Annotated in this window: 17 protein-coding genes; 10 read left to right on the forward strand and 7 right to left on the reverse strand. The window is 60.5% G+C overall.

Annotated elements, in window-relative coordinates; all coding sequences use genetic code 11:
• Nucleotides 1–176: 176 nt before the first annotated feature.
• From xylA to DA915_RS18810, 6 genes are all read right to left on the reverse strand, one after another.
• A complete protein-coding gene (gene xylA, locus DA915_RS18785) occupies nt 177–1487 on the reverse strand; it encodes a xylose isomerase (protein ID WP_060724546.1) in 1311 nt (436 codons plus the stop codon).
• A 238-nt stretch (nt 1488–1725) separates the two neighbouring features.
• Nucleotides 1726–3180 (reverse strand): xylulokinase, encoded by a 1455-nt coding sequence (xylB, locus tag DA915_RS18790; RefSeq protein ID WP_107676921.1) that lies wholly within the window; start codon nt 3178–3180, stop codon nt 1726–1728.
• A gap of 105 nt (nt 3181–3285) precedes the next feature.
• Nucleotides 3286–4308: a LacI family DNA-binding transcriptional regulator gene (locus DA915_RS18795; protein ID WP_003505436.1), complete on the reverse strand. Its 1023-nt coding sequence runs from the start codon at nt 4306–4308 to the stop codon at nt 3286–3288.
• A gap of 117 nt (nt 4309–4425) precedes the next feature.
• Complete coding sequence (locus DA915_RS18800) at nt 4426–5076, reverse strand: pyridoxamine 5'-phosphate oxidase family protein (RefSeq protein WP_192886603.1); 651 nt, start codon at nt 5074–5076, stop codon at nt 4426–4428.
• A gap of 232 nt (nt 5077–5308) precedes the next feature.
• Nucleotides 5309–6892 carry a DHA2 family efflux MFS transporter permease subunit gene (locus DA915_RS18805; RefSeq protein ID WP_003505432.1) on the reverse strand — a complete coding sequence of 528 codons (1584 nt, stop codon included), beginning with the start codon at nt 6890–6892 and terminating at the stop codon, nt 5309–5311.
• A 34-nt stretch (nt 6893–6926) separates the two neighbouring features.
• Entirely contained in the window at nt 6927–8141 is a 1215-nt protein-coding gene (locus tag DA915_RS18810) for an HlyD family secretion protein (RefSeq protein ID WP_107676895.1), read from the reverse strand.
• Nucleotides 8142–8301: 160 nt separating this feature from the next.
• Between DA915_RS18810 and DA915_RS18815 the strand changes: the two genes are divergently transcribed.
• The 6 genes from DA915_RS18815 (at nt 8302) to DA915_RS18845 (ending at nt 17574) form a co-directional block, all read left to right on the forward strand.
• Nucleotides 8302–8988, forward strand: coding sequence for a TetR/AcrR family transcriptional regulator (locus tag DA915_RS18815; RefSeq protein ID WP_060724551.1), 687 nt, complete (start codon nt 8302–8304; stop codon nt 8986–8988).
• A 182-nt stretch (nt 8989–9170) separates the two neighbouring features.
• On the forward strand, nt 9171–9932 hold the full coding sequence (locus DA915_RS18820) for a TerC family protein (RefSeq protein WP_020812092.1): 762 nt from the start codon (nt 9171–9173) through the stop codon (nt 9930–9932).
• Between the two features lie 286 nt (nt 9933–10218).
• The gene (locus tag DA915_RS18825; protein ID WP_107676896.1) at nt 10219–11991 is read left to right on the forward strand and encodes an SLC13 family permease; all 1773 of its coding nucleotides are present in this window, start codon (nt 10219–10221) and stop codon (nt 11989–11991) included.
• Nucleotides 11992–12236: 245 nt separating this feature from the next.
• Nucleotides 12237–13694, forward strand: a complete 1458-nt coding sequence (gene gltX / locus DA915_RS18830) for a glutamate--tRNA ligase (protein WP_107676897.1) — start codon at nt 12237–12239, stop codon at nt 13692–13694.
• A 249-nt stretch (nt 13695–13943) separates the two neighbouring features.
• Complete coding sequence (gene lysS / locus DA915_RS18840; RefSeq protein ID WP_060724554.1) at nt 13944–15443, forward strand: lysine--tRNA ligase; 1500 nt, start codon at nt 13944–13946, stop codon at nt 15441–15443.
• 391 nt (nt 15444–15834) lie between these two features.
• Entirely contained in the window at nt 15835–17574 is a 1740-nt protein-coding gene (locus DA915_RS18845; protein WP_107676898.1) for a patatin-like phospholipase family protein, read from the forward strand.
• 53 nt (nt 17575–17627) lie between these two features.
• On the opposite strand, the gene DA915_RS18850 is transcribed toward DA915_RS18845, so the two are convergent.
• Nucleotides 17628–18539: a hypothetical protein gene (locus DA915_RS18850; RefSeq protein WP_162722792.1), complete on the reverse strand. Its 912-nt coding sequence runs from the start codon at nt 18537–18539 to the stop codon at nt 17628–17630.
• 314 nt (nt 18540–18853) lie between these two features.
• Between DA915_RS18850 and DA915_RS18855 the strand changes: the two genes are divergently transcribed.
• From DA915_RS18855 to DA915_RS18870, 4 genes are read left to right on the forward strand one after another with little or no spacing between them, the layout of a single operon-like run.
• Nucleotides 18854–19744: a metal ABC transporter substrate-binding protein gene (locus DA915_RS18855; RefSeq protein WP_003505422.1), complete on the forward strand. Its 891-nt coding sequence runs from the start codon at nt 18854–18856 to the stop codon at nt 19742–19744.
• The gene (locus DA915_RS18860; RefSeq protein WP_060727311.1) at nt 19741–20649 is read left to right on the forward strand and encodes a manganese/iron ABC transporter ATP-binding protein; all 909 of its coding nucleotides are present in this window, start codon (nt 19741–19743) and stop codon (nt 20647–20649) included. Before DA915_RS18855 ends, DA915_RS18860 begins: the two co-directional genes overlap by 4 nt.
• Nucleotides 20630–21490 (forward strand): metal ABC transporter permease, encoded by an 861-nt coding sequence (locus DA915_RS18865; RefSeq protein ID WP_003505419.1) that lies wholly within the window; start codon nt 20630–20632, stop codon nt 21488–21490. The genes DA915_RS18860 and DA915_RS18865 overlap by 20 nt, the downstream gene beginning before the upstream one ends.
• Nucleotides 21487–22341: a metal ABC transporter permease gene (locus tag DA915_RS18870; RefSeq protein WP_107676899.1), complete on the forward strand. Its 855-nt coding sequence runs from the start codon at nt 21487–21489 to the stop codon at nt 22339–22341. The genes DA915_RS18865 and DA915_RS18870 overlap by 4 nt, the downstream gene beginning before the upstream one ends.
• Nucleotides 22342–22412: the final 71 nt, after the last annotated feature.

The raw sequence follows: 22412 nt of genomic DNA on the forward strand, positions 1-22412 counted from the left end.
ATAACGGAGAGCATGTCCCCTCATACGATCCTTAGGGCCTGCCTTGCTCCACACTCGACGTCATCCTCGGGCTTGACCCGAGGATGACGTCGAGTGTGTCGTGACGGCGATCGTCAACCCGAAACGGCGAAAGCGGGAGATATTCTCCCGCTTCCTTTTGAGAACCTATGACCCCGTCAAACGTAACGATTGACCACGTTTTCGAGATATTCCTGACGACCGGATTTCGGCTCGGGGTTGATATCCTGGCTCTCGACCAGCGCTGCGATTTCCTCGAGCTTCAGCTCGCCGCGCAGCATCTTCTGGGCTTCAGCCGAATCCCACTTGGCGTAACGCTCGGAAAGCGGCTTCGAAAGCGCACCGTCCTCGATCATCTTCGCCGCCGCCTTCAGGCCACGGGCGCAGCAATCCATGCCGCCGATATGGCCGATCAGCAGATCCTGCGGATCGAGCGACTGACGGCGCAGCTTGGAATCGAAGTTGGTGCCGCCATTCTTGAAGCCGCCGCCGGCCAGAACATGGTAATAGGCAAGCGCCATTTCCGGTACGTTGTTGGGGAACTGGTCGGTATCCCAGCCGGACTGGTAATCGTTGCGGTTCATGTCGATGGAGCCGAAGATGCCGAAGGCATTGGCCATGGCCAGTTCGTGCTCGAAGGAGTGGCCGGCGAGGATCGCGTGGCCCTGCTCGATATTGACCTTCACTTCCTTATCGAGGCCGTTCTTCTGCAGGAAAGCATAAACGGTGGCGACATCGTAGTCGTACTGGTGCTTGGTCGGCTCCTGCGGCTTCGGCTCGATCAGGATCGTGCCTTCAAAACCGATCTTGTACTTGTATTCCACCACCAGATTGAGGAAGCGGCCGAGCTGGTCGAGCTCACGCGAAAGATCGGTGTTGAGCAGGGTCTCGTAACCTTCGCGGCCGCCCCACAAAACATAGTTCGCGCCGCCGAGCTTCTTGGTGGCGTCCATGCAGGTCTTCACGGTTGCGGCAGAGAAGGCGAAGACGTCCGGATCGGGATTGGTGGCGGCGCCGGACATGAAGCGGCGGTTGGAGAAGAGGTTGGCCGTGCCCCACAGAAGCTTCACGCCGGTATCGGCCTGCTTCTGCGCGAAATAATCGACGATCTCGTTGAGGTTCTTGGTGTTTTCGGCAAAGTTCTTGCCTTCCGGGCGCACATCGGCGTCGTGGAAGCAATAAAACGGCGAACCGAGCAGCGAGAAGAATTCGAAAGCCACATCTGCCTTCAGTTTTGCCGCCTGCATGGTGTCTTCGAACCACGGACGCTCAAAGGTCTGGCCGCCGAAGGGGTCACCGCCCGGCCAGGTGAAGGTGTGCCAATAGGCGACCGCAAAACGCAGGTGATCTTCCATGCGCTTGCCGGCGACGACTTCGTCCGGGTTGTAATGGCGGAAGGCCAGCGGGTTGGTGCTGTCGGGGCCTTCATATTTGATCTTGGCGATATCGCCGAAAAAACCTGTGGTCATGGTGATCCTCCTCTTGGGGTGGGTTTGGGTGTTGTTCGGGATGTGTTGGAGGGTGCGGCTCACCCCCCTCTGTCCTGCCGGACATCTCCCCCTCAAGGGGGGAGATCAGCAAGACGCGGTCTCGTCATTTCATTCTCGAAGCTGGAGAAGGGCGAGACCTCGCCGCAGGTCGATCTCCCCCCTTGAGGGGGAGATGCCCGACAGGGCAGAGGGAGGGTGAAGCCGCACACTCCGCGTCTCAATGCGAAAGCGGCCGAATAGCCGGATAAAGCGCGTGATACCGCCGGTAAGCCTCCTCATAGGCACCGGCCAGATCGGCCACCGGCTCGATCGTCCGTGCCGTCTCCGGCTGCGAGCAAACGGCAACCGGATCGGCCCCCGTCGCGGCGATGAGGCCGAGGCGGGCGGCGCCGAAGGCCGCGCCGAAATCGCCCTCGGCCGGAATATCGACGGGCACGCCGAGCGACGTGGCGATCGAGGCCAGCCAATAGGCCGAGCGCGAGCCGCCGCCGATGGCGGTGACGCGGGAAATCGAGGTGCCGGCCGATTTCAGCGCTTCAAGATTGTCCCTGATCGCGAAGGTGACGCCTTCCAGCACGGCCTGCGTCAGCGCCTTGCGGTCGCTTTCATGTGAAAGGCCGATGAAGGAACCCCGGATGGCGGCGTCGTTATGCGGTGTGCGCTCACCGGAAAGATAAGGCGCGAAGGTAACGCCGGTCGGCGCAAGAAGCGCCTCGCCCAGCTCACCCGTCAGATCGGCGGCGGATTGCCCGGTGAGGCGCGAATACCAGTTCAGCGCATCCGTCGCGGAAAGGATGACGCCCATCTGGTGCCAGGTGTTGGGCAGCGCGTGGCAGAAGGCGTGCACGGCGCTTTCAGGCTTCGGCAGATAGGACGCATTGGCGGCGAAAAGCACACCTGACGTGCCGAGCGACACGAAGGCATGGCCTTCCTTCACCGTGCCCATGCCGCAGGCGGAAGCGGCATTGTCGCCCGCCCCGCCGGCAACGACGGCACGGCCGGAAATGCCCCATTCGGAAGCAAGTTCGGAGCGCAGCACGCCCGCCTCATCCGTGCCTTCCACCAGGGACGGCATGTGCTTTTCATCCAGCCCGGTGGCGGCGAGCAGTTCGGAAGACCACTTGCGCGCGCCGGTATCGAGCCAGGAGGTGCCGGCGGAGTCAGACATTTCCGAGATGTATTCGCCGGTCAGCCACAGACGCAGATAATCCTTCGGCAGCAATACCTTGGCCACTTTCGCGAAGATATCGGGTTCGTTCTTCGCCACCCAGGCAAGCTTCGGCGCGGTGAAGCCGGGGAAAACGATGTTGCCGGTGATCTTGCGGAAACGCGGATCGGCATCCAGCGCGGCGGCCTCGGCGTGAGAACGCGTGTCGTTCCACAGGATGCAGGGGCGCAGCACCTTGCCATCGGCATCAACAAGCGTCGCACCATGCATCTGGCCGGAAAGGCCGATGCCCTTTACGGCGGCGAGTTCCCCAGGAAACTTCTGCTTCAGGCCGGCAACGGCGGTTTTCGTGGCAGCAATCCAGTCTGCCGGGTCCTGTTCGGACCAGCCATGATGCGGGCGCGAGACGTCCAGCGAGCCGTTGGCCGAGCCGATGATTTTCTGATCGCCGTCCATCAGCAGGGCTTTGACGCCTGAAGTGCCAAGATCGAGACCGAGATACATGTATTTCTCCATTCCGGCGCGCCATGCGCCGCTTTCAGCGTTTTTTAAAAGCCGCCGCATTTCCGGACGGAAAACCGGCGGCCACTTTTCCTGGAAATGCTCTCGTCAGGGCAGATTGTCCCTGAGGAATATGTCGATACGGATCCGTTCCTGCGCGGCGATGACGGGCAGGCCATCGGCGCGCGCCTTCAACACGCGGATGGCGCTGCGCACCTCGTGGCCGGCATCCTGGTTGAGCACGGCATCCAGCAGCCCTTCCCGCAGCGCATTGGCGGTGTTTTCCGTCAGTTCATGGGCGATGACCGAAAGCGCTCTTTCGCCATCTGCGGCCCCAAGCGCCCGGATGAGGCCGCGATTACCCGCACCGAGACTGTAGATGCCTGACAGTGAGGCGTTGCCGAGCGCCTCGCGCACCAGCGTCTCGACGGTCAGCGGATCGTCCCTGCCCTCCAGCACCGGCAGCAGCCGCAGCTGGGGAAATTCGGATTCGATCACGGCGCGAAATCCTTCCAGACGCTCGCGGTGGTCGCGCACCAGCATGGAGCCGGCAACAACAGCGACATCGCCGCCGCGTCCGGAAAGGAAACGCCCCATCAGGCTGGCCGCCGTGCGCCCGGCCGCGACGTTGTCCACACCGGCATAATGATCGCGCCGCGAACCGGAGAGATCGGAGACCAGTGTCACCGTGGCGATGCCGTCTTCCGCCAGCCGGTCGGCGGCCTCAGCCACATCTTCGGAATCGGTGGCGACAAAAGCGACGCCCGAGGGTTTTTCCCGGCGTGCAACTTCCAGTGCCTCGGTCAGTGCTGCGGCATTAAACGGCGGCACCTCGATGACACGGATGGCCGTGCGCTCCAGATGGGAACGGCTGGCAGCAGCCCGCACCTCGGCGCGCAGGGTCGCCATGAAGGAATTGTCATTGCCGGGCAGGATGAAGATCATCGAGTAATTGCGGCCCTTGGCCAGATTGGCGGCCGCGATATCGCGCACGTAACCCAGCTCGGCAATGGCCGCTTCCACCCGTGCCCGCGTTGCCGCATGCACGCCGGGGCGCATGTTCAGCACCCGGTCGATGGTGGCGAGACTGACGCCCGCGCGCTCGGCGATATCGTGAACTGTAGGCTTCATGGCTCCTCCCTCCCCCTTGCATATCCAGCTTTGCCGCCGCCGTAAATCGAAAAATGATGTACGTACCTCACAATTCATCAAATGGCTGCGGAATATCAAGAGCGGCATGGGCTGCGGCTAATAAAGGGTCCGCCGGTAGTCCTGCTCCAGCTGCTCGTCCATCTTCTGCATCTCATCACCGTTCGTCGGCGCACCTGTCGTCTCATCGAGAATGATCTTGATAAGCGAGGGCATTTCCGACCGGACCTGGAAATGTGCGGGATCCCACAGGTGGGAGCGCCTGAACGCCTTGGCGCAATGCATGAAAACCTCGTCCACCTCTACGACGATGGCAAGTTTTGGGGTGTGATCCGCAATGCTCATGAGCTTCAGGATCTCGGGATCATTGCTCAGTGTCGCGCGCCCGTTCACCCGCAGGGTGTCGTCGAAACCGGGCACGATGAACAACAGCCCGACAACAGGATTGGCGATGATATTGCTGAGGGTATCGAGGCGATTATTGCCCGGCCGGTCGGGGATCGCCAGGGTGCGGGCGTCGAGAACCTTTACAAAGCCCGCCGGATCGCCGCGGGGGCTGACATCGGCCTTTCCTTCAAGATTCTGGGTGCCGATGCAGAGAAACGGCGAACGCCTTATGAATTCCTGCGCATGTTCGCCGAGCCTGTCCTGACACTTCTGTACCGCCAGGGCATGTGTCGGCTCGAACAGCCCGCGAAGCGACTGCTCATCCGTGATTGCAAAGTCTGGATTGAGTTCCAAGGCCATCATGATCTCCCCCTCTGAACTGCCCCCTCCCAAGCGGCCGAAATCCGGGTCAGCCGTCCTCCCGGCCCCGTTTTGGCTCCCTCTCAAGCATTTTTGAGGTACGTACCTCAAGGATTGATATATATGGCTTGCCCGCTGCGATCAACAGGCAGAATCGGGATTTTCGGTAGGATATAAAAAAGGGGCCGTCATTTCCGACGGCCCCAGCTCTGCGGTGGATGGGAGGGGATTGTTATCAGTGCGCCGCGTCCGGCGGCGGCGCTGCCTTGGGTTTCTGGATCAGCACGGTCATGAAGATCAGGCTGGAGAACAAAATCGTCAGTGCGAAGAACACATCGGCAAAGGCCAAGATCCAGGCCTGCTGCGAAACCATGCCGACCATTTTCTTGACGGCGACGGAAGCGCCGTCCAGCCCGTAGGAATCATAGTTGGCGCCGACATTGTTCAGCCATTCCAGCGCCTGCGGGTTGGAATAGCTGATATGTTCGGCCAGCCGCACATAATGGTCGTCGGTGCGCTGCGACAGCATGGTGTTGATGACGGCAAGACCGACGGCGCCGCCGAGGTTACGGGTGAGGTTGAACAGGCCGGACGCGTTGCGGATACGGGCCGGCGGCAAGGTGCCGAGCGCGATGTTGTTGATCGGCACCATGCACATCATCAGGCCGAAACCGCGCAGGATCTGCGGGATCAGCAGCTCGTAGAAGTCCCAGTCGGTCGTCACATGCGTCATTATCCAGGTGCCGCAGCCGAAGCTGATGAAACCGATCGCCATCATCGCCCGCGGATCGAGCTTGGTCGAAACCTTGCCGGCAATCGGCGCGGTGAAGAACATCGCAAGACCTGAGACGAACATGGTCTCGCCGATCATCAGCGCATCGTAACCCCTCACCCGGCCAAGATAGAGCGGGTAGAGATAGGTCAGGCCGTAAAGCCCGATGCCCATGACGAAGGAGAAAAGCGAGCCGATGGAGAAGTTTCGGTCCGCAAAGGCGCGGATGTCAACCACCGGGAATTCCACCTTGAAGGCACGCCAGAAGAAGACCACCGCGCCGATGACCATGGCGACGGAGCCCAAAACGATATGCTCGTCGTTGAACCAGTCCTTGTTGTTGCCCTCTTCCAGCACATATTCCAGCGAGCCGAGGAAGACCGCCATGGAGATCAGCCCCCACCAGTCGAACTTCTTCCAGAGCGAGTGCTCCGGCTTGTCGAAATCAATGAGGCTCCAGGTCAGGATGGTGACGATGATGCCGGGAATGATGTTGACGAGGAACAACCAGTGCCAGGAAAAGGCATTGGAAAGATAACCGCCGACCGTCGGACCGATTGTGGGTGCAAGCGTCGCGACCAGACCGATGATCGGCGAGACGACCGAGCGTTTCGATGGCGGGAAGATCGTGAAGGCGGCCGCAAAGACGGACGGGATCATGCCGCCGCCGATAAAGCCCTGGATCGCGCGATAGACGATCATCTGGTCGATATTGGTGGCGGTGGCGCAGAGCGCGCTCGAAATCGTGAAGCCCGCAGCACAGGTGGCGAAGAGCACGCGCGTGGAGAGAATGCGCGCCAGCGTGCCCGAAAGCGGGATCATGATCACTTCGGCGATCAGATAGGAGGTCTGCACCCAGGCGATCTCGTCCGAGCCGGCGCCGAGGCCGGCCTGGATTTCCGCCAGCGAGGCGGAAACGATCTGAATGTCGAGAATCGACATGAACATGCCGAAGACCATCGCGAAGAACGCGATGAGCCTGCGCCTGTCCATCGGGGGATCGGCGGGGATGGACGCCCCGCCCGTACCGACAACCGTAGCCGCCATGATCTTGCCCTCAACGGTGCGTCAAAGACGCGCCTTACTTGGCTTCCGGGTTGACTTGCGCCGTTCTGGTGGTTTCCGGCGCCGTGCGGGTATCGACATCGACAACGACGCTGAGGCCGGCGCGGAGATTGTGCTTTTCAAGGTCTTCCTTGGAGAAGACGATACGAACAGGCACGCGCTGGATGACCTTGGTGAAGTTACCTGTCGCATTTTCCGGCGGCAGCATGGAGAAGACCGAGCCCGAACCGGGCGAAATCGACTGCACGGTGCCTTCGATCGTCGCATCGTCAAAGGCGTCGACATGCACGCGCACCTTCGAACCGGGCACGACGCGGGCAAGCTGCGTTTCCTTGAAATTGGCGTCGATATAAAGCTCGTTCATCGGCACCAGCGAAGCCAGACGCTTGCCGACCGACACCAGATCACCGTTCTGCACACCGAGATTGCCGATGACGCCGTCATAAGGCGCCTTCAGAACCGTGAAGGCCAGATCGCGGGCAGCCTTGTCCTTGGAAAGCTGCAGCGAACGGATGGTGCTTTCGGCTTCCTCGCGCTGGGCGCGCAGAAGCTCGACATTGGCCTTGGCCGACGCAATCGCCGCCTCGCCCGCCACGACATTCGCCCTGGCCTGATCGAGCGCGACCTGGGCGCTGTCGGAAGCGGCAACCGTGCCGACATCCTTCGCCTGCAGCTCGCTGGCGCGCTTCTGGGTGATTTCCGCGCCGCGAAGGGCGGCATCCAGCGCACCCTTCTGGGCAACGGCCTGTTCCTGCGCGGCTTCGCCGCCGATGATCTGCGCGTCGATACGCTTCAGCGACAGTTCCTCGGTGCGGATCTGGGCTTCGGCCTGTTCCAGAGCGATGCGATAATCGCCATCATCAAGCGTCACCAGCGGGTCACCCGCCTTGACTTCCTGGTTCTCGACCACGTTCACCTTGGCGACGTAACCGGCAACCTTCGGCGCTATGACGGCGATATCACCTTCGATATAGGCGTCATCCGTCGACACCATGAAGCGGCCGTCGACCCACCAGTTGTAACCATACCAGCCGGCGCCGGCGAGAATGGCAAGGGCGAAGACCGGCAGAAGCGGCGAACGCTTCTTGGCCTTCGGCGCTGCAACGGCCTGGGCCGGCTGCTGCGGCGCGGCCTCGGCCGGCTTTGCGGGAGAGGTCTCGGCCTTGGCAGAGATATCCGCCTCTTCCGCATCGTTGACGGCGCGAACCGCGCTATTCTTCTGGGCCGACATGAGAATGTACCGTGATAAATTGAAGAAAGTTTTTCGAACTGAACCGTTCGGTTCGATTGACATAATCCCTTTCCTGACACATATCAAGTGTTATCGAACCGATTGGTTCGACGTTCGGTTAGTTTTTTTTACGTCATTACGATGCTAAGAGGCGGCAGTGATGGCAGGTGAAGACATGGATATGGAGACGGAAACCGATACGGGCTGTCCGGGAAACCCCGCCGGGCGTTTTGCGGCGGGCGAAGACCCGGCCAAACGCGACCAGATTCTGGCCGGCGCCTGGCGCGTGTTCAAGCGCAAGGGCTTCGACGCCGCCAGCATGAACGACATCACCCGGGAAGCGGGCGTTTCCAAGGGCACGATCTATGTCTACTTCTCCAACAAGGAAGATTTGTTCGTTGCGCTCGTCGACCATCACCGCAACGAATTCGCCACCTCCATGCGCCATATTCTTGAGGGCACCGAAGAGGTACGCGAGGGGCTGGAACAGTTCGGCAAGGCTTTTGCCAACAAGATGATCTGTTCCGACATGATCCCCGCCATGCGCTCCGTGATCGGTGTCATCGATCGCATGCCGAAGCTGGCGCAGCGTTTTTTCCTCTCCGCGCCGAACAATGTGCGCACGGTGCTGCTGGATTTCATCGAACATCAGGTCAAGATCGGCCATCTGAAGGTGGATGACCCCGAGTTGGCGGCCCGGCAATATATCGAGCTTTCCACAGGCACCTTCTTCAAGCTGCGCCTGTTCGGGGAACTCGAAGGCCCGGTTCCCGAAGAGGAACTGGACCGGATAATCGGCAGCGCCGTCAATGTGTTCATGGCTGCCTACGGAACTGACAAGGCCTGAAATCATTCAGCAACGGGCGACCGGACCGGCAACGGGACAGTGCCCGATACGCGGTTTGCGCGAAATTTCGATGAAATCTTGCCCATCACAGGGGCGGTCTCCTTGTTTCTCGCGTATTGCGCTATAAATTCCACCCACCGAATGTTTCGGGTGGCCTTGTTGCTGAAAGGAAAAATTCCCTGATGGAGTCCGTTCTCCCTCTTCTGTCCGACCCCGCCGCCTGGGTGGCGCTCGTCACCCTGATCGTCATGGAGGTCGTGCTTGGTATCGACAACCTGATCTTCATCTCGATCCTCACCAACAAGCTGCCGCCTGAACAGCGCGAAAAAGCCCGCAAGATCGGCATCGGCCTTGCGCTCGTCATGCGGCTTGGCCTGCTCGGCACCGTCGCGTGGATCGTGCAGCTGACCACGCCGGTCTTCGAGCTCTTCGGCCACGCCTTCTCATGGAAGGACATGATCCTCATCGCCGGCGGTCTTTTCCTGATGTGGAAGGCCACCAAGGAAATCCACCACAATGTCGACCCGGAAGACCACAAGGAAGACATGGTCGGCGGCCCTGTGGGCATGAATTTCGGCGCCGCCATCGGCCAGATCCTGCTGCTCGACCTCGTCTTCTCGGTGGACAGCATCATCACCGCCGTTGGCATGACGCCGCATCTGCCGATCATGATCGTCGCTGTCATCGTCGCCGTCACCGTCATGCTTTTGGCCGCAACGCCGCTTGCCAACTTCATCGAGCGCAACCCCACCATCGTCATGCTGGCCCTCGCCTTCCTGATGATGATCGGCACGACACTGATTGCCGAAGGCATGGGCTTCCATGTTCCGAAGGGCTACGTTTATGCCGCCATGGCGTTTTCGGCGCTGGTGGAACTGCTCAACATGCTGGCCCGCAATGCGCGGCGTCGAAAGAAGGCGGAGGCCGCCGGCGACGTGCATTGATGTTGCCGTGACGTTTCCCTGATTTTCCGAGGCCCGTTTGCAGACGGGTCTCGGATTGAGGAAGGACCGCTCCTCATACTCCACGTCATCCTCGGCTCAAGGCCGAGGATGACGGAAGCTTTAGGCCGATAGGCGGCCATCCAAAGCCTTCCGCGCGAAGCAGGCTTCCACCAATCGGACTCTTTATTTCCGTCCGGAACCTCAAAGCCGCGGCTTGCGTTTCAATGCATCCTCGCCTTACGCCCGGCGACGGCGCGTTTTTCTCCTTCGAAAGCAAACAGGCAGCATGACAACCGACCAGATCCTCGCCTTCACCGTGATCGCCGGCATGATGGTCGCGTTCATCTGGGACAGGCTGCGTTACGATGTCGTCGCCTGCAGCGCATTGCTGGTGGCGGTGGCGGTGGGGGTTGTGCCTTTCGAGAAGGCTTTCTCCGGTTTTTCGGATGATATCGTCATCATCGTCGGCAGCGCGCTGATCGTCAGTTCGGCCGTGGCGCGCTCCGGCATCGTGGATATGACAATCAAGAAATATTTTCCCGAAATGCACTCCAAGAGCCTGCAGCTTGCCTTCCTGATGATCGTCGTCGCCATCATGTCGGCCTTCATCAAGAATATCGGCGCGCTCGCCATCATGATGCCGGTCGCTTTCCAGTTTGCCCGCAAATCCGGCAGCCCCGTTTCCTATTATCTGATGCCCATGGCCTTTGCCGCACTTCTGGGCGGGCTGATGACGCAGATCGGCACCTCGCCCAACATCGTCGTCTCGCGGCTGCGCGAGGAGATGACCGGGCAGAGCTTTTCGATGTTCGACTTCACCCCCGTCGGCGCGGGACTGACAGTCATCGGCATCATCTTCCTGACTTTCGGTTATCGCCTTCTGCCGGTCCGCAACCGCCAGCAGGCATCGGTGGAGGATATTCTCGACCAGTCGGCCTATACCGCCGAAGCGACGCTGCCCGCCGACAGCACCTATGCGGACAAGCCGCTGCGCGAATTGCTCAAACAGGCCGATGGCGACGTCATCGCCAGCACCATCCTGCGCGGGCCGAGACGCATCTCCCCCTTCCCCGATGTGAAGCTCAAGGCCGGGGACACCGTGCTTCTCGAAGGTAGCCCGGAAGGGCTTGACCGCATCGTCTCGCAGGCAAAGCTGCTGCTGTCAGGCAAGCCGCTGATGGAGAACGGCCAGAAGACCGTCGATCTCATTTCCATGGAAGCGGTCATCAGCAATGAATCGGTGCTGAGCGGCATTTCGGCGCGCGAGCTTTCGCTCTCCTATACGCGCGGCGTCAATCTGATCGCCGTCAACCGCCACGGCCAGCGCGTCAGCCAGCGGCTCTCCGAGCTGACATTGCAGGCAGGGGACGTCATTCTTTTGCAGGGCAGCCGCAAGAACCTGCCGCAGGTCCTGCAGGAATTTTCGCTCTTGCCACTGGCGCAGCGGGAAATCCTGCTTGGGGTGCAGCGCCGCGCGCTGCTGCCCGTCATCGTGCTCGCCGCCGCCATGATCGCCGCCGGCAGCGGACTGGTGCCGGTCTCAGTCGCATTCTTCGCCGCCGCCTTCCTGATGATCCTCGTCGGCGCGATCCCGCTCACAGAGGTCTATAAATCCATCGACGGGCCGATCCTCGTCATGCTCGCCGCCCTCATTCCCGTCAGCGACAGTCTGCGCACCAGCGGGGCGAGCGAACTGATCGCCGCCTGGCTCGGCCATGCCGCACAGGGATTGCCGCCCTTTGCGGCGCTCGGCATGATCCTGCTCACCGCCATGGCGGTCACGCCCTTTCTCAACAATGCCGCAACCGTGCTGGTCATGGCCCCCATCGCCGCAGGTTTCGCCACCACACTCGGCTTCAGGCCGGAAGCCTTCCTGATGGCGGTGGCGATCGGCGCGGGCTGCGATTTTCTCACGCCCATCGGCCACCAGTGCAACACGCTGGTGATGGGCCCCGGCGGTTACCGCTTCAGCGACTACCCGCGCCTCGGCCTGCCGCTGTCGATCATGATCGTCATCGCCAGCATTCCGATGCTGCTTTACGTCTGGCCGGTTTCCTGAAACTTTTCGGGGAAAAGCGCGGCATCCTTGCATCGCAGCAATGCGTTGAGGCAAGACGGTAAATATCCTTATTTCCTTGACGCCTGCGGCATAATATGGCCTAAGCCGATGCCGAACGGGAATGTGCAAAAGCGCGCGTGACACGCGCCTTTCCGCATGATTTCCTGCCGCATTCAAACGAAAACTCCGTGATATAAGGGCCAATTCGCCCCCATGTCACTGCCACGTCACGACGAGTGAATTTCATGACCACTTCCGGCGTTCGCGTCCGCATTGCACCTTCCCCCACCGGCGAGCCCCATGTCGGCACCGCCTATATCGCGCTGTTCAACTATCTCTTCGCCAAGAAACATGGCGGCGAGTTCATCCTGCGCATCGAGGACACCGACGCCACCCGCTCGACGCTGGAATATGAGCAGAAGGTGCTCGAGGCGCTGCGCTGGACCGGCCTCACCTGGTCGGAAGGCCCAGATGTCGGAGGCCCCTATGGCCCTTATCGCCAGTCCGAGCGCAAGGCCATGTACTGGCCCTATGCCGAAGAGCTGCTGGAAAAAGGCCATGCCTTCCGCTGTTTCTGCACACCCGAGCGGCTTGAGCAGATGCGCGAGGCCCAGCGCGCCGCCGGCAAGCCGCCGAAATATGACGGCCTTTGCCTCCACCTGAAGGCCGAGGAAGTGACCGCCCGCGTCGCCGCCGGCGAAGCCAACGTCGTGCGCATGAAGATCCCGACCGAAGGTTCGTGCGATTTCCATGACGGCGTTTACGGCGATGTCTCGATTCCGTGGGACTCGGTCGACATGCAGGTGCTGATCAAGGCCGACGGCATGCCGACCTATCACATGGCAAACGTCATCGACGACCATCTGATGAAGATCACCCATGTGGCGCGCGGCGAGGAATGGCTGGCCTCCGTGCCCAAGCACATCCTGCTTTACCGTTATTTCGGCTGGGAGCAGCCGACGTTCATGCATCTTTCGCTGATGCGCAACGCCGACAAGTCGAAGCTTTCCAAGCGCAAGAACCCGACGTCCATCTCCTATTATTCCGCGCTCGGCTACCTGCCGGAAGCGCTGATGAACTTCCTCGGCCTGTTCTTCATCCAGATCGCTGAAGGCGAAGAGCTTTTGACCATGGAAGAACTGGCGGCGAAGTTCGACCCGGAAGCGTTGTCCAAGGCCGGCGCCATCTTCGATATCCAGAAGCTGGACTGGCTGAACGGCCGCTGGCTGCGCGAGAAGCTCACACCGGAAGAATTCATTGCCCGCACGCTGGAATGGGCGATGGAGAATGCACGCCTGACCGAAGGCCTGAAGCTTGCGCAGAGCCGTATTTCCAAGCTCGGCGAATTGCCCAACCTTGCAGGCTTCCTGCTTTCAAGCGACGTTGGCCTCACGCCCGCGTCGTTTGCCGGTCTCAAAAGCAAACCGGAGGAAATCCACGAGATCCTCACCACGGTTGCCACCGACCTGGAAAAAATGCCTGATTGGAACGTGGAAGCAATCGAGGCCGAGCTGCGCGACATTGCCGAACGCACCGGCAAGAAGCTGCGCATCGTCACGCCGCCGCTCTTCGTTGCCGTGTCCGGTTCCTCGCGCTCGCTGCCGCTGTTCGATAGCATGGCGCTGCTCGGCCGCTCAGTGGTGCGCCAGCGGCTGAAGATGGCGATTGCTGTCGTGGCCACCATGGTTGGCAGCGGAAGCTGATAGTTTAATGCTGCCGGTAACGGCAGCATTCTGAAATATACCCCTCTGCTCGGGGCACCCCCCTCTGCCCTGCCGGGCATCTCCCCCTCAAGGGGGGAGATCAGATGGCGCACCCGCCCCCATGGGCAAGGTGTCCGCCGCTTGTCGATCTCCCCCCTTGAGGGGGAGATGTCCAGCAGGACAGAGGGGGGTAAACCCAGAGTGGGATGGGTAACCGTAACAAGCAAAGCCCGCTAAAGGCGAAGAACAATGACCGACACCAAGACCGAAACCACCGCCCTTTCCTCCGACGCGACAGAAGTGCGCCGCCAGAAACTTGCGCTGCTGCGCGAGCAGATCGGCGACGTTTATCCGGCGCATTTCCACCGCACGCTGACCAATGCGGAGCTGGCGGAAAAATATGCCGATATCGAAGCCGACGTCGAAACCGGCGACACGGTGACGGTGGCGGGCCGCGTTTATTCCTCGCGCAATTCCGGCATGTTCATGGACATCCATGATGCCTCGGGCAAGGTGCAGATTTTCTCCCACAAGGATACGACGCCGGAAACGGCGCGTAATCTTCTGCCAATGATCGACATTGGCGATATCATCGGCGTGACCGGCAAGGTGCGTCGCACCAAGCGCGGTGAGCTGACGATCAACGCCGAAGAAATCACCATGCTGACCAAGTCGCTGCTGCCGATGCCGGAGAAGTGGCATGGCGTTTCCGATATTGAGCTGCGTTACCGCAAGCGCCATCTCGATATTCTCGCCAACGAAGAATCCAAGCTGCGCTTCCTGCAGCGCTCGAAGATCCTGTCCGGTATGCGCCGTTTCATGGAGGATGAAGGCTTCCTCGAAGTGGAAACGCCGATGCTGCAGACCGTCTATGGCGGCGCGACGGCCGATCCGTTCAAGACTTTCCACAACACGCTGAAGATGGACATGTATCTGCGCATCGCGCCGGAACTGTTCCTGAAGCGCACGCTGGTATCCGGCCTCTCCGACAAGGTCTTCGAAATCAACCGCAACTTCCGCAACGAAGGCGTTTCCACACGGCACAATCCTGAATTCACCATGATGGAGTGCTATTGGGCCTATGCCGACTACGAAGACATCATGGGTCTCGTGGAGCGGCTGTTCGAGACGCTGGCGATTGCCCTGCACGGCACGACCGAAGTTGAATTCCAGGGCCAGACGATCTCCTTCAAGGGTCCGTTCAAGCGCGTGCCTATGCCTGATGCGGTAAAGGAAGCAACCGGCATCGACTTCCTCGCCATCAAGACCGATGAAGAAGCCCGCGCTGCTGCCAAGGCCGCCGGTTTTGCCGTCGAGAAGGACTGGACCTGGGGCGAATGCCTTGCCTTCATCTTCGAAGAGAAGGTGGAAGGCACGCTGATCCAGCCGAGCCACGTCACGCATTTCCCGAAGGATATTTCGCCCTTTGCCAAGGAAGTGCCGGGCGAGCCGCGCCTCGTCGAGCGTTTCGAAAGCTATTGCAACGCCTGGGAAGTGGGCAACGCCTTCTCCGAACTCAACGATCCCGAAGAACAGCGCCGCCGCATGGTGGAGCAGCTGGAGCAGGCCCATGCCCGCGGCGAAAAGGACAAGCAGCTGGACGACGAATTCCTCGACGCCATCGACCAGGGCATGCCGCCCGCCGGCGGCCTCGGTATCGGCGTCGATCGCCTGATCATGCTGCTCACCAACGCGCCCTCGATCCGCGACGTCATCCTCTTCCCGGCCCGCCGCAACAAGGCGGACTGATCGGACGAAACCCGGGGGCGGCCTCGCGGCCGCCTGCCGCTCCCCGATTTTCTCGCTGGTGGCGAAGGGGACGTATTTTCTCGACGTCATCCTCGGGCCTGTGCCGAGGACCTAATCACGTCCAATAATGTCAATCCGTTGCAGATCCTCGGGACAGGCCCGAGGATGACGCCGGAGTGTGTGGCGAGGTTTCGCCCCGTTTGCTGTCGGTTTTCCTCTCCCTACATAGACACGGCAAGTAACTATCCGGCCATCTGTGAGCGGATCGAATAAATTCATATAACTTTTAGTAGAATATACTGGCGATATCGCCTCAACTTGTGATACCCATTCCGCATCATTCGCATTGTGTTTGACGGCTTTCGATCAAGGGCCGCCGGGGGAGATACGCATGCCCGAGAATGAGCTTCCCAGATACCAGCCCGATATGTTCGCAACCCCTGAAAAGGAATGCGACGTGGTGATGAAAGGCGGCATCACCTCCGGTGTCGTTTATCCCTATGCGGTTCTGGAACTGGCGCGCCGATACCGTTTCCGCTCGATTGGCGGCACATCGGCCGGGGCGATTGCCGCCGCTTTCGCGGCTGCGGCGGAATATTCCCGCACCGTCAGGAAAGACCCTGATGGGTTCACCCGCCTGCAGGCCCATTGCGACGCGATACCCACTATTCTGGACAGGCTTTTCCAGCCGGAGCGCCGTTTTCGCCCCCTGATGCGCTATCTGCTGTGGGCGCAGGCCGGTGGCTGGCCGGGCAAGGTTTTGGGCTTGCCCATGGCTTTTCCGCTGGCAGCCATAACAGGCATTGTCATCGGCGCCGGTATCTTGTGGGCTCTGGGTGGCGGCTGCGCCGGGTCCATTCTCGGCGGGTTGGTGGGCATGCTGGCCGGCATCCTTGGCCAGATCCTGTGGCTGGTTTTTCATCGGTTGCCGAAGGACGGCTTCGGCTTCTGTTCAGGACTGACGGTTTCCGATCGGGAGGTTCCGGGCCTGACGGAATGGTTGCATGCCTCGATCCAGGACATTGCTTTCGGCAGCGACGCTGCGACAGCGCCGCCGCTGACCTTTGGCGATCTCATTGGCGCGGAGCCGGAGAAGCCGGTCATAAACCTGAAGATGGTCACGACGAACCTGTCGATGCGGCGGCCGCACACGCTTCCGACAACGACTCTCATGGTGGCCTACGACCCGAAGGAATGGAGCCAGCTGTTCCCCGCTGGCGTGATGGACTGGCTGAAGCAGATCGCAACACCGGGCGGCCCCTTTCCTGAACTCAAGGCTTTTCCGGAGCCCGCCCAGCTGCCCGTCATCATCGCAACGCGCATGAGCCTGAGTTTCCCGGTCCTGTTCAAGGCCATTCCGGCCTATACCAATGATCGCGGCACGCTGGATATCGTGCGACGCATCAGCGGCGACGCACGGCCCGTCATGAAGGCGAAAATCTGGTTCTCCGATGGCGGCATCAGCAGCAACTTTCCCATTCATCTTTTCGACGCCCTGCTTCCGTCGCGTCCGACTTTCGCCCTCAGCCTTGATGAATTGCCGAAATCCATCGCCGGCAGCAAGAAGCGCGTCACTATCCCGCAGGCGGCCGGCGAAGGGATAGGCGTGCCCGTTCACAAGATGGAAAAAATGAGCGGCTTCCTGGGCAGCATCCTCAGTTCGGCGAAGGACTGGCAGGACCAATCCCTTGCCACCATGCCCGGCCAAAGGGAGCGCATCGCCCGCGTTTTCCTCAATGAGGAGGAAGGCGGGCTAAACCTAACGATGCCACCGGAACGCTCGGCAAAACTGATGAGCTACGGCCTTGAGGTCGGATCGCTTTTTGCAAATGGCGCGCTGGATTTCGACGAGCATCGCTGGCGACGGACGCTTGTTGCCTATGATCGGCTGGAAGACGCGGTGTTTGCGACTGGGCGTCTGTGGAGCGAAGGCAAATATGAAGAATGGCTGACGGGTTACATTGACGAGATCAAAAGCTACGAAGCCGTGACGAAGGGTGAACGGGAAAAGCTGATCGCCCGAATTGCCGCCTTTGCCGCCCTGTCGCAGAGTTTCTCTCCGGCAATCGTCAACAAGCGCAAGAAATTTCCAAATCCGGCTGGCCGTCTGCGGATCGGACCCGATATCTGACGCACCGGGGGCAAGGTCGCCGGAAGGTTTCTCCGAGAACCGCCCTCGCCCGCTTAGTGGCTTGCGGCCTTTTTCTCCGCACCCGGTTCTTCTGCCGGCGCATTTTCGGTCGCCGGCTTCTCTTCCGCCGCCTGTGCGGTCGTCGAGCCTTTTCCGAAGATCAGCGATTTCAGGTAGGACAGGCTGAAGATGCTGCCGCCATCGGCTTCCGGTGTCGAGGTCAGAAGTTCATCGGCGGCAGGTTCGCCATGCGCTTCGGGAGACGGGGTTTCGTCATGGGCTTCCGCACCGGCCCCGCCTTCCTTGGTTTCCGCCGGCGTGCCACCGTGGCCGCCTGCGCCATCATCCTTGGTTTCGCCGTGTCCCGTCGCGCCCTTTGCGGGCTTTGCGTCGTGGCCTTCGGAGCCTGCATCCAGAGCCGGGGTCGCGCAATCGGCTGAATCGCTGAGGCTTGCTGCCAGCGCTTCGGTATCTTCCAGCGGCAGATCGATGCGCAGCCCATAAAATTGCCCGGTGCCGTTTGCCGCGCCATCGTAATAAAAGGCCGAATAGCGCCGCGCCTCCGCACCCTCAGGGATTTTGGCGAGGTCCGGAATGAAAACCACCTGTGCGGCAATGGCGCGGCCGCGCATTTCCGAGCGCAGCTGCGGACCGTTCTTGTCGAGCACGGAGACCTGAACCAGATCGGGTTTCTGCTTGTCGTAAACCGCCCTGGCGACGCGAAGCGCGGTCTTCAGCCGCTCGGTGCCGTCACCGCCCTGGGTACGAATGAATTTGCGGACCCATAAAGAACCGTTCTTGCGAATGTTGACTGTCTGGACCGCGTCGCAGGAAAGCCCGTTGGTGGAAGCGTAGGATGGACCAAGCAGCCGATCGCTGCCGATGAACACGGCAGCAGAACCGGTCGCACCCGCCAAAAGCAGGATCCCGCCTCCGATCATAACGAGCTTGCGCGAAAACCGCATTCGTCCGAATACAGCTTTCACCCGCAACATCCTGACATCAAGTACCCCGTCTTACGCCCTCACCCCAAAACGTGGCTCGATGGATGAGGAACACACGCGGGACAAGCTACGGACCACGCTGTCCGAGCCCTGCGATAGTGCCGCTTTCTCATTGAAAAAAGTTTAACCCCACCGGCGCGGTACCGGCAAAAACGCACCATTTTCAGACATTCTTGAAATCCACTAATTTGCGAATGATTTGCAATAGCGTTGACAAGGGTGATTTTATAACAGATGGTATTGCGAATTAATCGCAACAAAATCTGGTGAGCCCCGTGAACTTTCAAAAAATCCGGCATGCAGTTTTCGCCTTCTCGCTTTTTCTCCCCGGTGCGGCCCTTGCCCAGGAAAAACCTGTTGTCGTGACGACCTTCACCATCATCGCGGATATGGCGCGCAACGTGGCGGGCGATGCGGCCGAGGTGGAAAGCATCACCAAGCCGGGTGCGGAAATTCACAATTACCAGCCGACGCCGCGCGATATTCTCAAAGCCCGCAAGGCCGATCTGGTGCTTCGCAACGGCCTCAATCTGGAATTGTGGTTCGAGAAGTTCCTGGTCAACCTTTCCGGCGTGCCGAGCGTGACGGTGAGCGAGGGCGTGAAACCCATGGCCATCAGCGGCGGGGCATACCAGGGAAAGCCCAATCCGCACGCCTGGATGTCGCCCGATAACGCCTTGATCTACGTGGAGAATATCCGCAAGGGACTGACGGATATCGACCCCGCCCATGCGGATGTCTATGCCGCCAATGCCAAGGCCTATTCGGACAAGATCAAGGCCACCGTGCAGCCGATCCGCGACACGCTTTCCGTCCTGCCTGAAAACAAGCGCTGGTTGGTAACGAGCGAAGGCGCTTTTTCTTATCTCGCCCGTGATTTCGGCCTGAAGGAACTGTTCCTGTGGCCGGTCAATGCCGACAGCCAGGGCACACCGCAGCAGGTTCGCGGCGTGATCGACGCCATGCGCGAGCACAATATCAACGTCATCTTCAGCGAAAGCACGGTTTCCGCCGATCCCGCCCAGCAGGTGGCCAAGGAAACCGGTGCGGCCTATGGCGGCATTCTTTATGTGGATTCGCTGAGCGAAGCCGATGGTCCGGTTCCGACCTATCTCGACCTCCTGCGCGTGACGAGCGAAACCATCGCCAAGGGGCTGTCTTCATGAGAATGGGCAGTAAAAAATCAGGCGGCGGCCTGACGGTTCAAAATGCGACAGTGACCTATCGAAACGGCCACACCGCATTAAGAAATGCCAGCTTTTCCATCCCCCGCGGAACGATCACTGCACTTGTCGGCGTCAATGGCGCCGGCAAGTCCACGATTTTCAAGGCGATCATGGGTTTCGTGCCTTTGGCCGCCGGTTCCGTCTCTATCTTCGACCTGCCGGTGAAGGAAGCGCTCAGGAAAAACCTTGTCGCCTACGTACCACAGGCCGAGGAAGTGGACTGGAGCTTTCCGGTGCTGGTCGAGGATGTGGTGATGATGGGCCGTTATGGCCATATGAATTTCCTGCGCATCCCCTCGAAACGCGACCACCAGATGGTGGAAGAGGCGCTGAAACGCGTCAACATGCTCGATTATCGCAAGCGCCAGATCGGCGAACTCTCGGGCGGACAGAAGAAGCGGGTGTTTCTCGCCCGCGCGCTGGCGCAGGAGGGTCAGGTGATCCTGCTGGACGAGCCTTTCACCGGTGTCGATGTGACAACGGAAGAGCAGATCGTCACGCTTCTGAAGGCGCTGCGCGACGAGGGCCGGGTCATGCTGGTCTCCACCCATAATCTCGGCAGCGTGCCGGAATTCTGTGACCGCGCCGTCTTCGTCAAGGGCACGGTTCTGGCATCAGGCAAGACGGCGGATACCTTCAACGAGGAGAACCTGCAGAAGGCCTTTGGCGGCAGCCTTCGCCACTTCGTGCTTGGCGGGGCCGACCTGCATAACGACGCCGATCCGCGGCGGGTGAAGGTCATTACCGATGATGAGCGGCCCTTTGTGATCTACGGCAAGAACGGCCAGAACGGGCACGATCCTGAGGCTCCGAAAGAAAAAGTCGATGATAAACAGCCTTCTTGAGCCCTTCACCTATGGTTATATGCTGAACGCCATCTGGGTCAGCGCACTGGTAGGCGGCGTCTGCGGTTTCCTCTCGGCCTATCTGATGCTGAAGGGCTGGTCGCTGATCGGCGATGCTCTTTCCCATGCCATCGTTCCCGGCGTTGCGGGCGCCTATATGCTGGGCCTGCCCTTTTCGCTCGGTGCGTTCCTTTCCGGCGGGCTTGCGGCCGGCTCCATGCTGTTCCTGAACCAGAAGACGCGGCTGAAGGAAGACGCGATCATCGGGCTGATCTTCACCTCGTTTTTTGGGCTCGGGCTGTTCATGGTGTCGCTCTCGCCCACCTCGGTGAATATCCAGACCATCGTGCTCGGCAATATTCTCGCGATCACCACCGAAGACACGATCCAGCTGGCGCTGATCGGCGGTATCAGCCTCATCGTGCTGGCGCTGAAATGGCGTGACTTCATGGTGGTGTTCTTCGATGAGAACCACGCCCGCACCGTGGGGCTGAAACCGGAAGTGCTGAAGGTGATCTTCTTCACCCTGCTGGCCGCCTCCACGGTTGCCGCCCTTCAGACGGTTGGAGCCTTCCTCGTCGTTGCCATGGTGGTAACGCCGGGCGCCACTGCCTATCTCTTGACCGACCGTTTCGAGCGGCTGATCCTGATGAGCCTGATCATCGGCGCGGCCACCAGCTTCGTCGGTGCTTACCTCAGCTATTTCCTGGATGGCGCAACCGGCGGCGTCATCGTCGTGCTGCAGACGGCGATCTTCCTTGCTGCCTTCGTCTTTGCGCCCAAACACGGGCTTCTCGCATCGCGTGCCAAGGCCCGCAAGGCGCTGGAGGAAACGCCATGAGCGAATATCTCGAACTCGCCATCCTGCCGTTTCAGCTGCCCTTCATGCAATATGCCTTCGTGATCACCCTGATGATCGCGGTGCCGATGGCGATGCTCTCCTGTTTTCTGGTGCTGAAGGGCTGGTCGCTGATGGGCGATGCGGTTTCCCATGCGGTGCTGCCCGGCGTGGTGGTGGCCTATATTGTCGGCATCCCGCTGTCCATCGGCGCGTTCATCGCCGGCATGATCTGTGCGCTCGGCACCGGTTTCATCAAGGAAAACAGCCGTATCAAGGAAGACACGGTGCTCGGCATCGTCTTTTCCGGCATGTTCGGGCTGGGGCTGGTGCTTTATGTGAAGGTGCAGAGCGACGTGCATCTCGATCACATCCTCTTCGGCGACATGCTCGGCATTGCGCCCTCAGACATGCTGGAGACGGGCCTGATCGCGCTTTTCGCCACGCTGTTTCTCGGTATCCTGCGCAAGGACCTGCTGGTCAACGCCTTCGATGCGCAGCACGCCAAAGCCATCGGCCTGCCGGTGCGTATCCTGCATTACGGCCTACTGATGGTTCTGTCGCTGACCGTGGTTGGCGCGCTGAAGGCGGTGGGCATCATCCTCTCGGTCGCCATGCTGGTGGCGCCGGGCGCTATCGCCTTCCTGCTGACCCGGCGCTTTTCCGCCATGCTGCTGGTGGCCATGGCGGTGGCGGTCGCCTCATCGCTTTCGGGCATATGGCTGAGCTTCCTGATCGACAGTGCGCCTGCCCCCACCATCGTCATGTTCATGAGCCTTGCTTTCGTTGCCACCTTCATCCGCACCACCTGGAAGGCCCGGCGGATCGACGCGGCGGGGGAAACAGGCTTCTAAAACAACGATTTTTGCGGGCGTGTGGAACATTTTCCCCTTTTGCGCGTCATTTTACTGAGCCAGTCGCGGGA

Origin of the sequence: Agrobacterium sp. LAD9, assembly GCF_003031125.1 — a bacterium.
GTDB lineage: Bacteria > Pseudomonadota > Alphaproteobacteria > Rhizobiales > Rhizobiaceae > Agrobacterium > Agrobacterium radiobacter.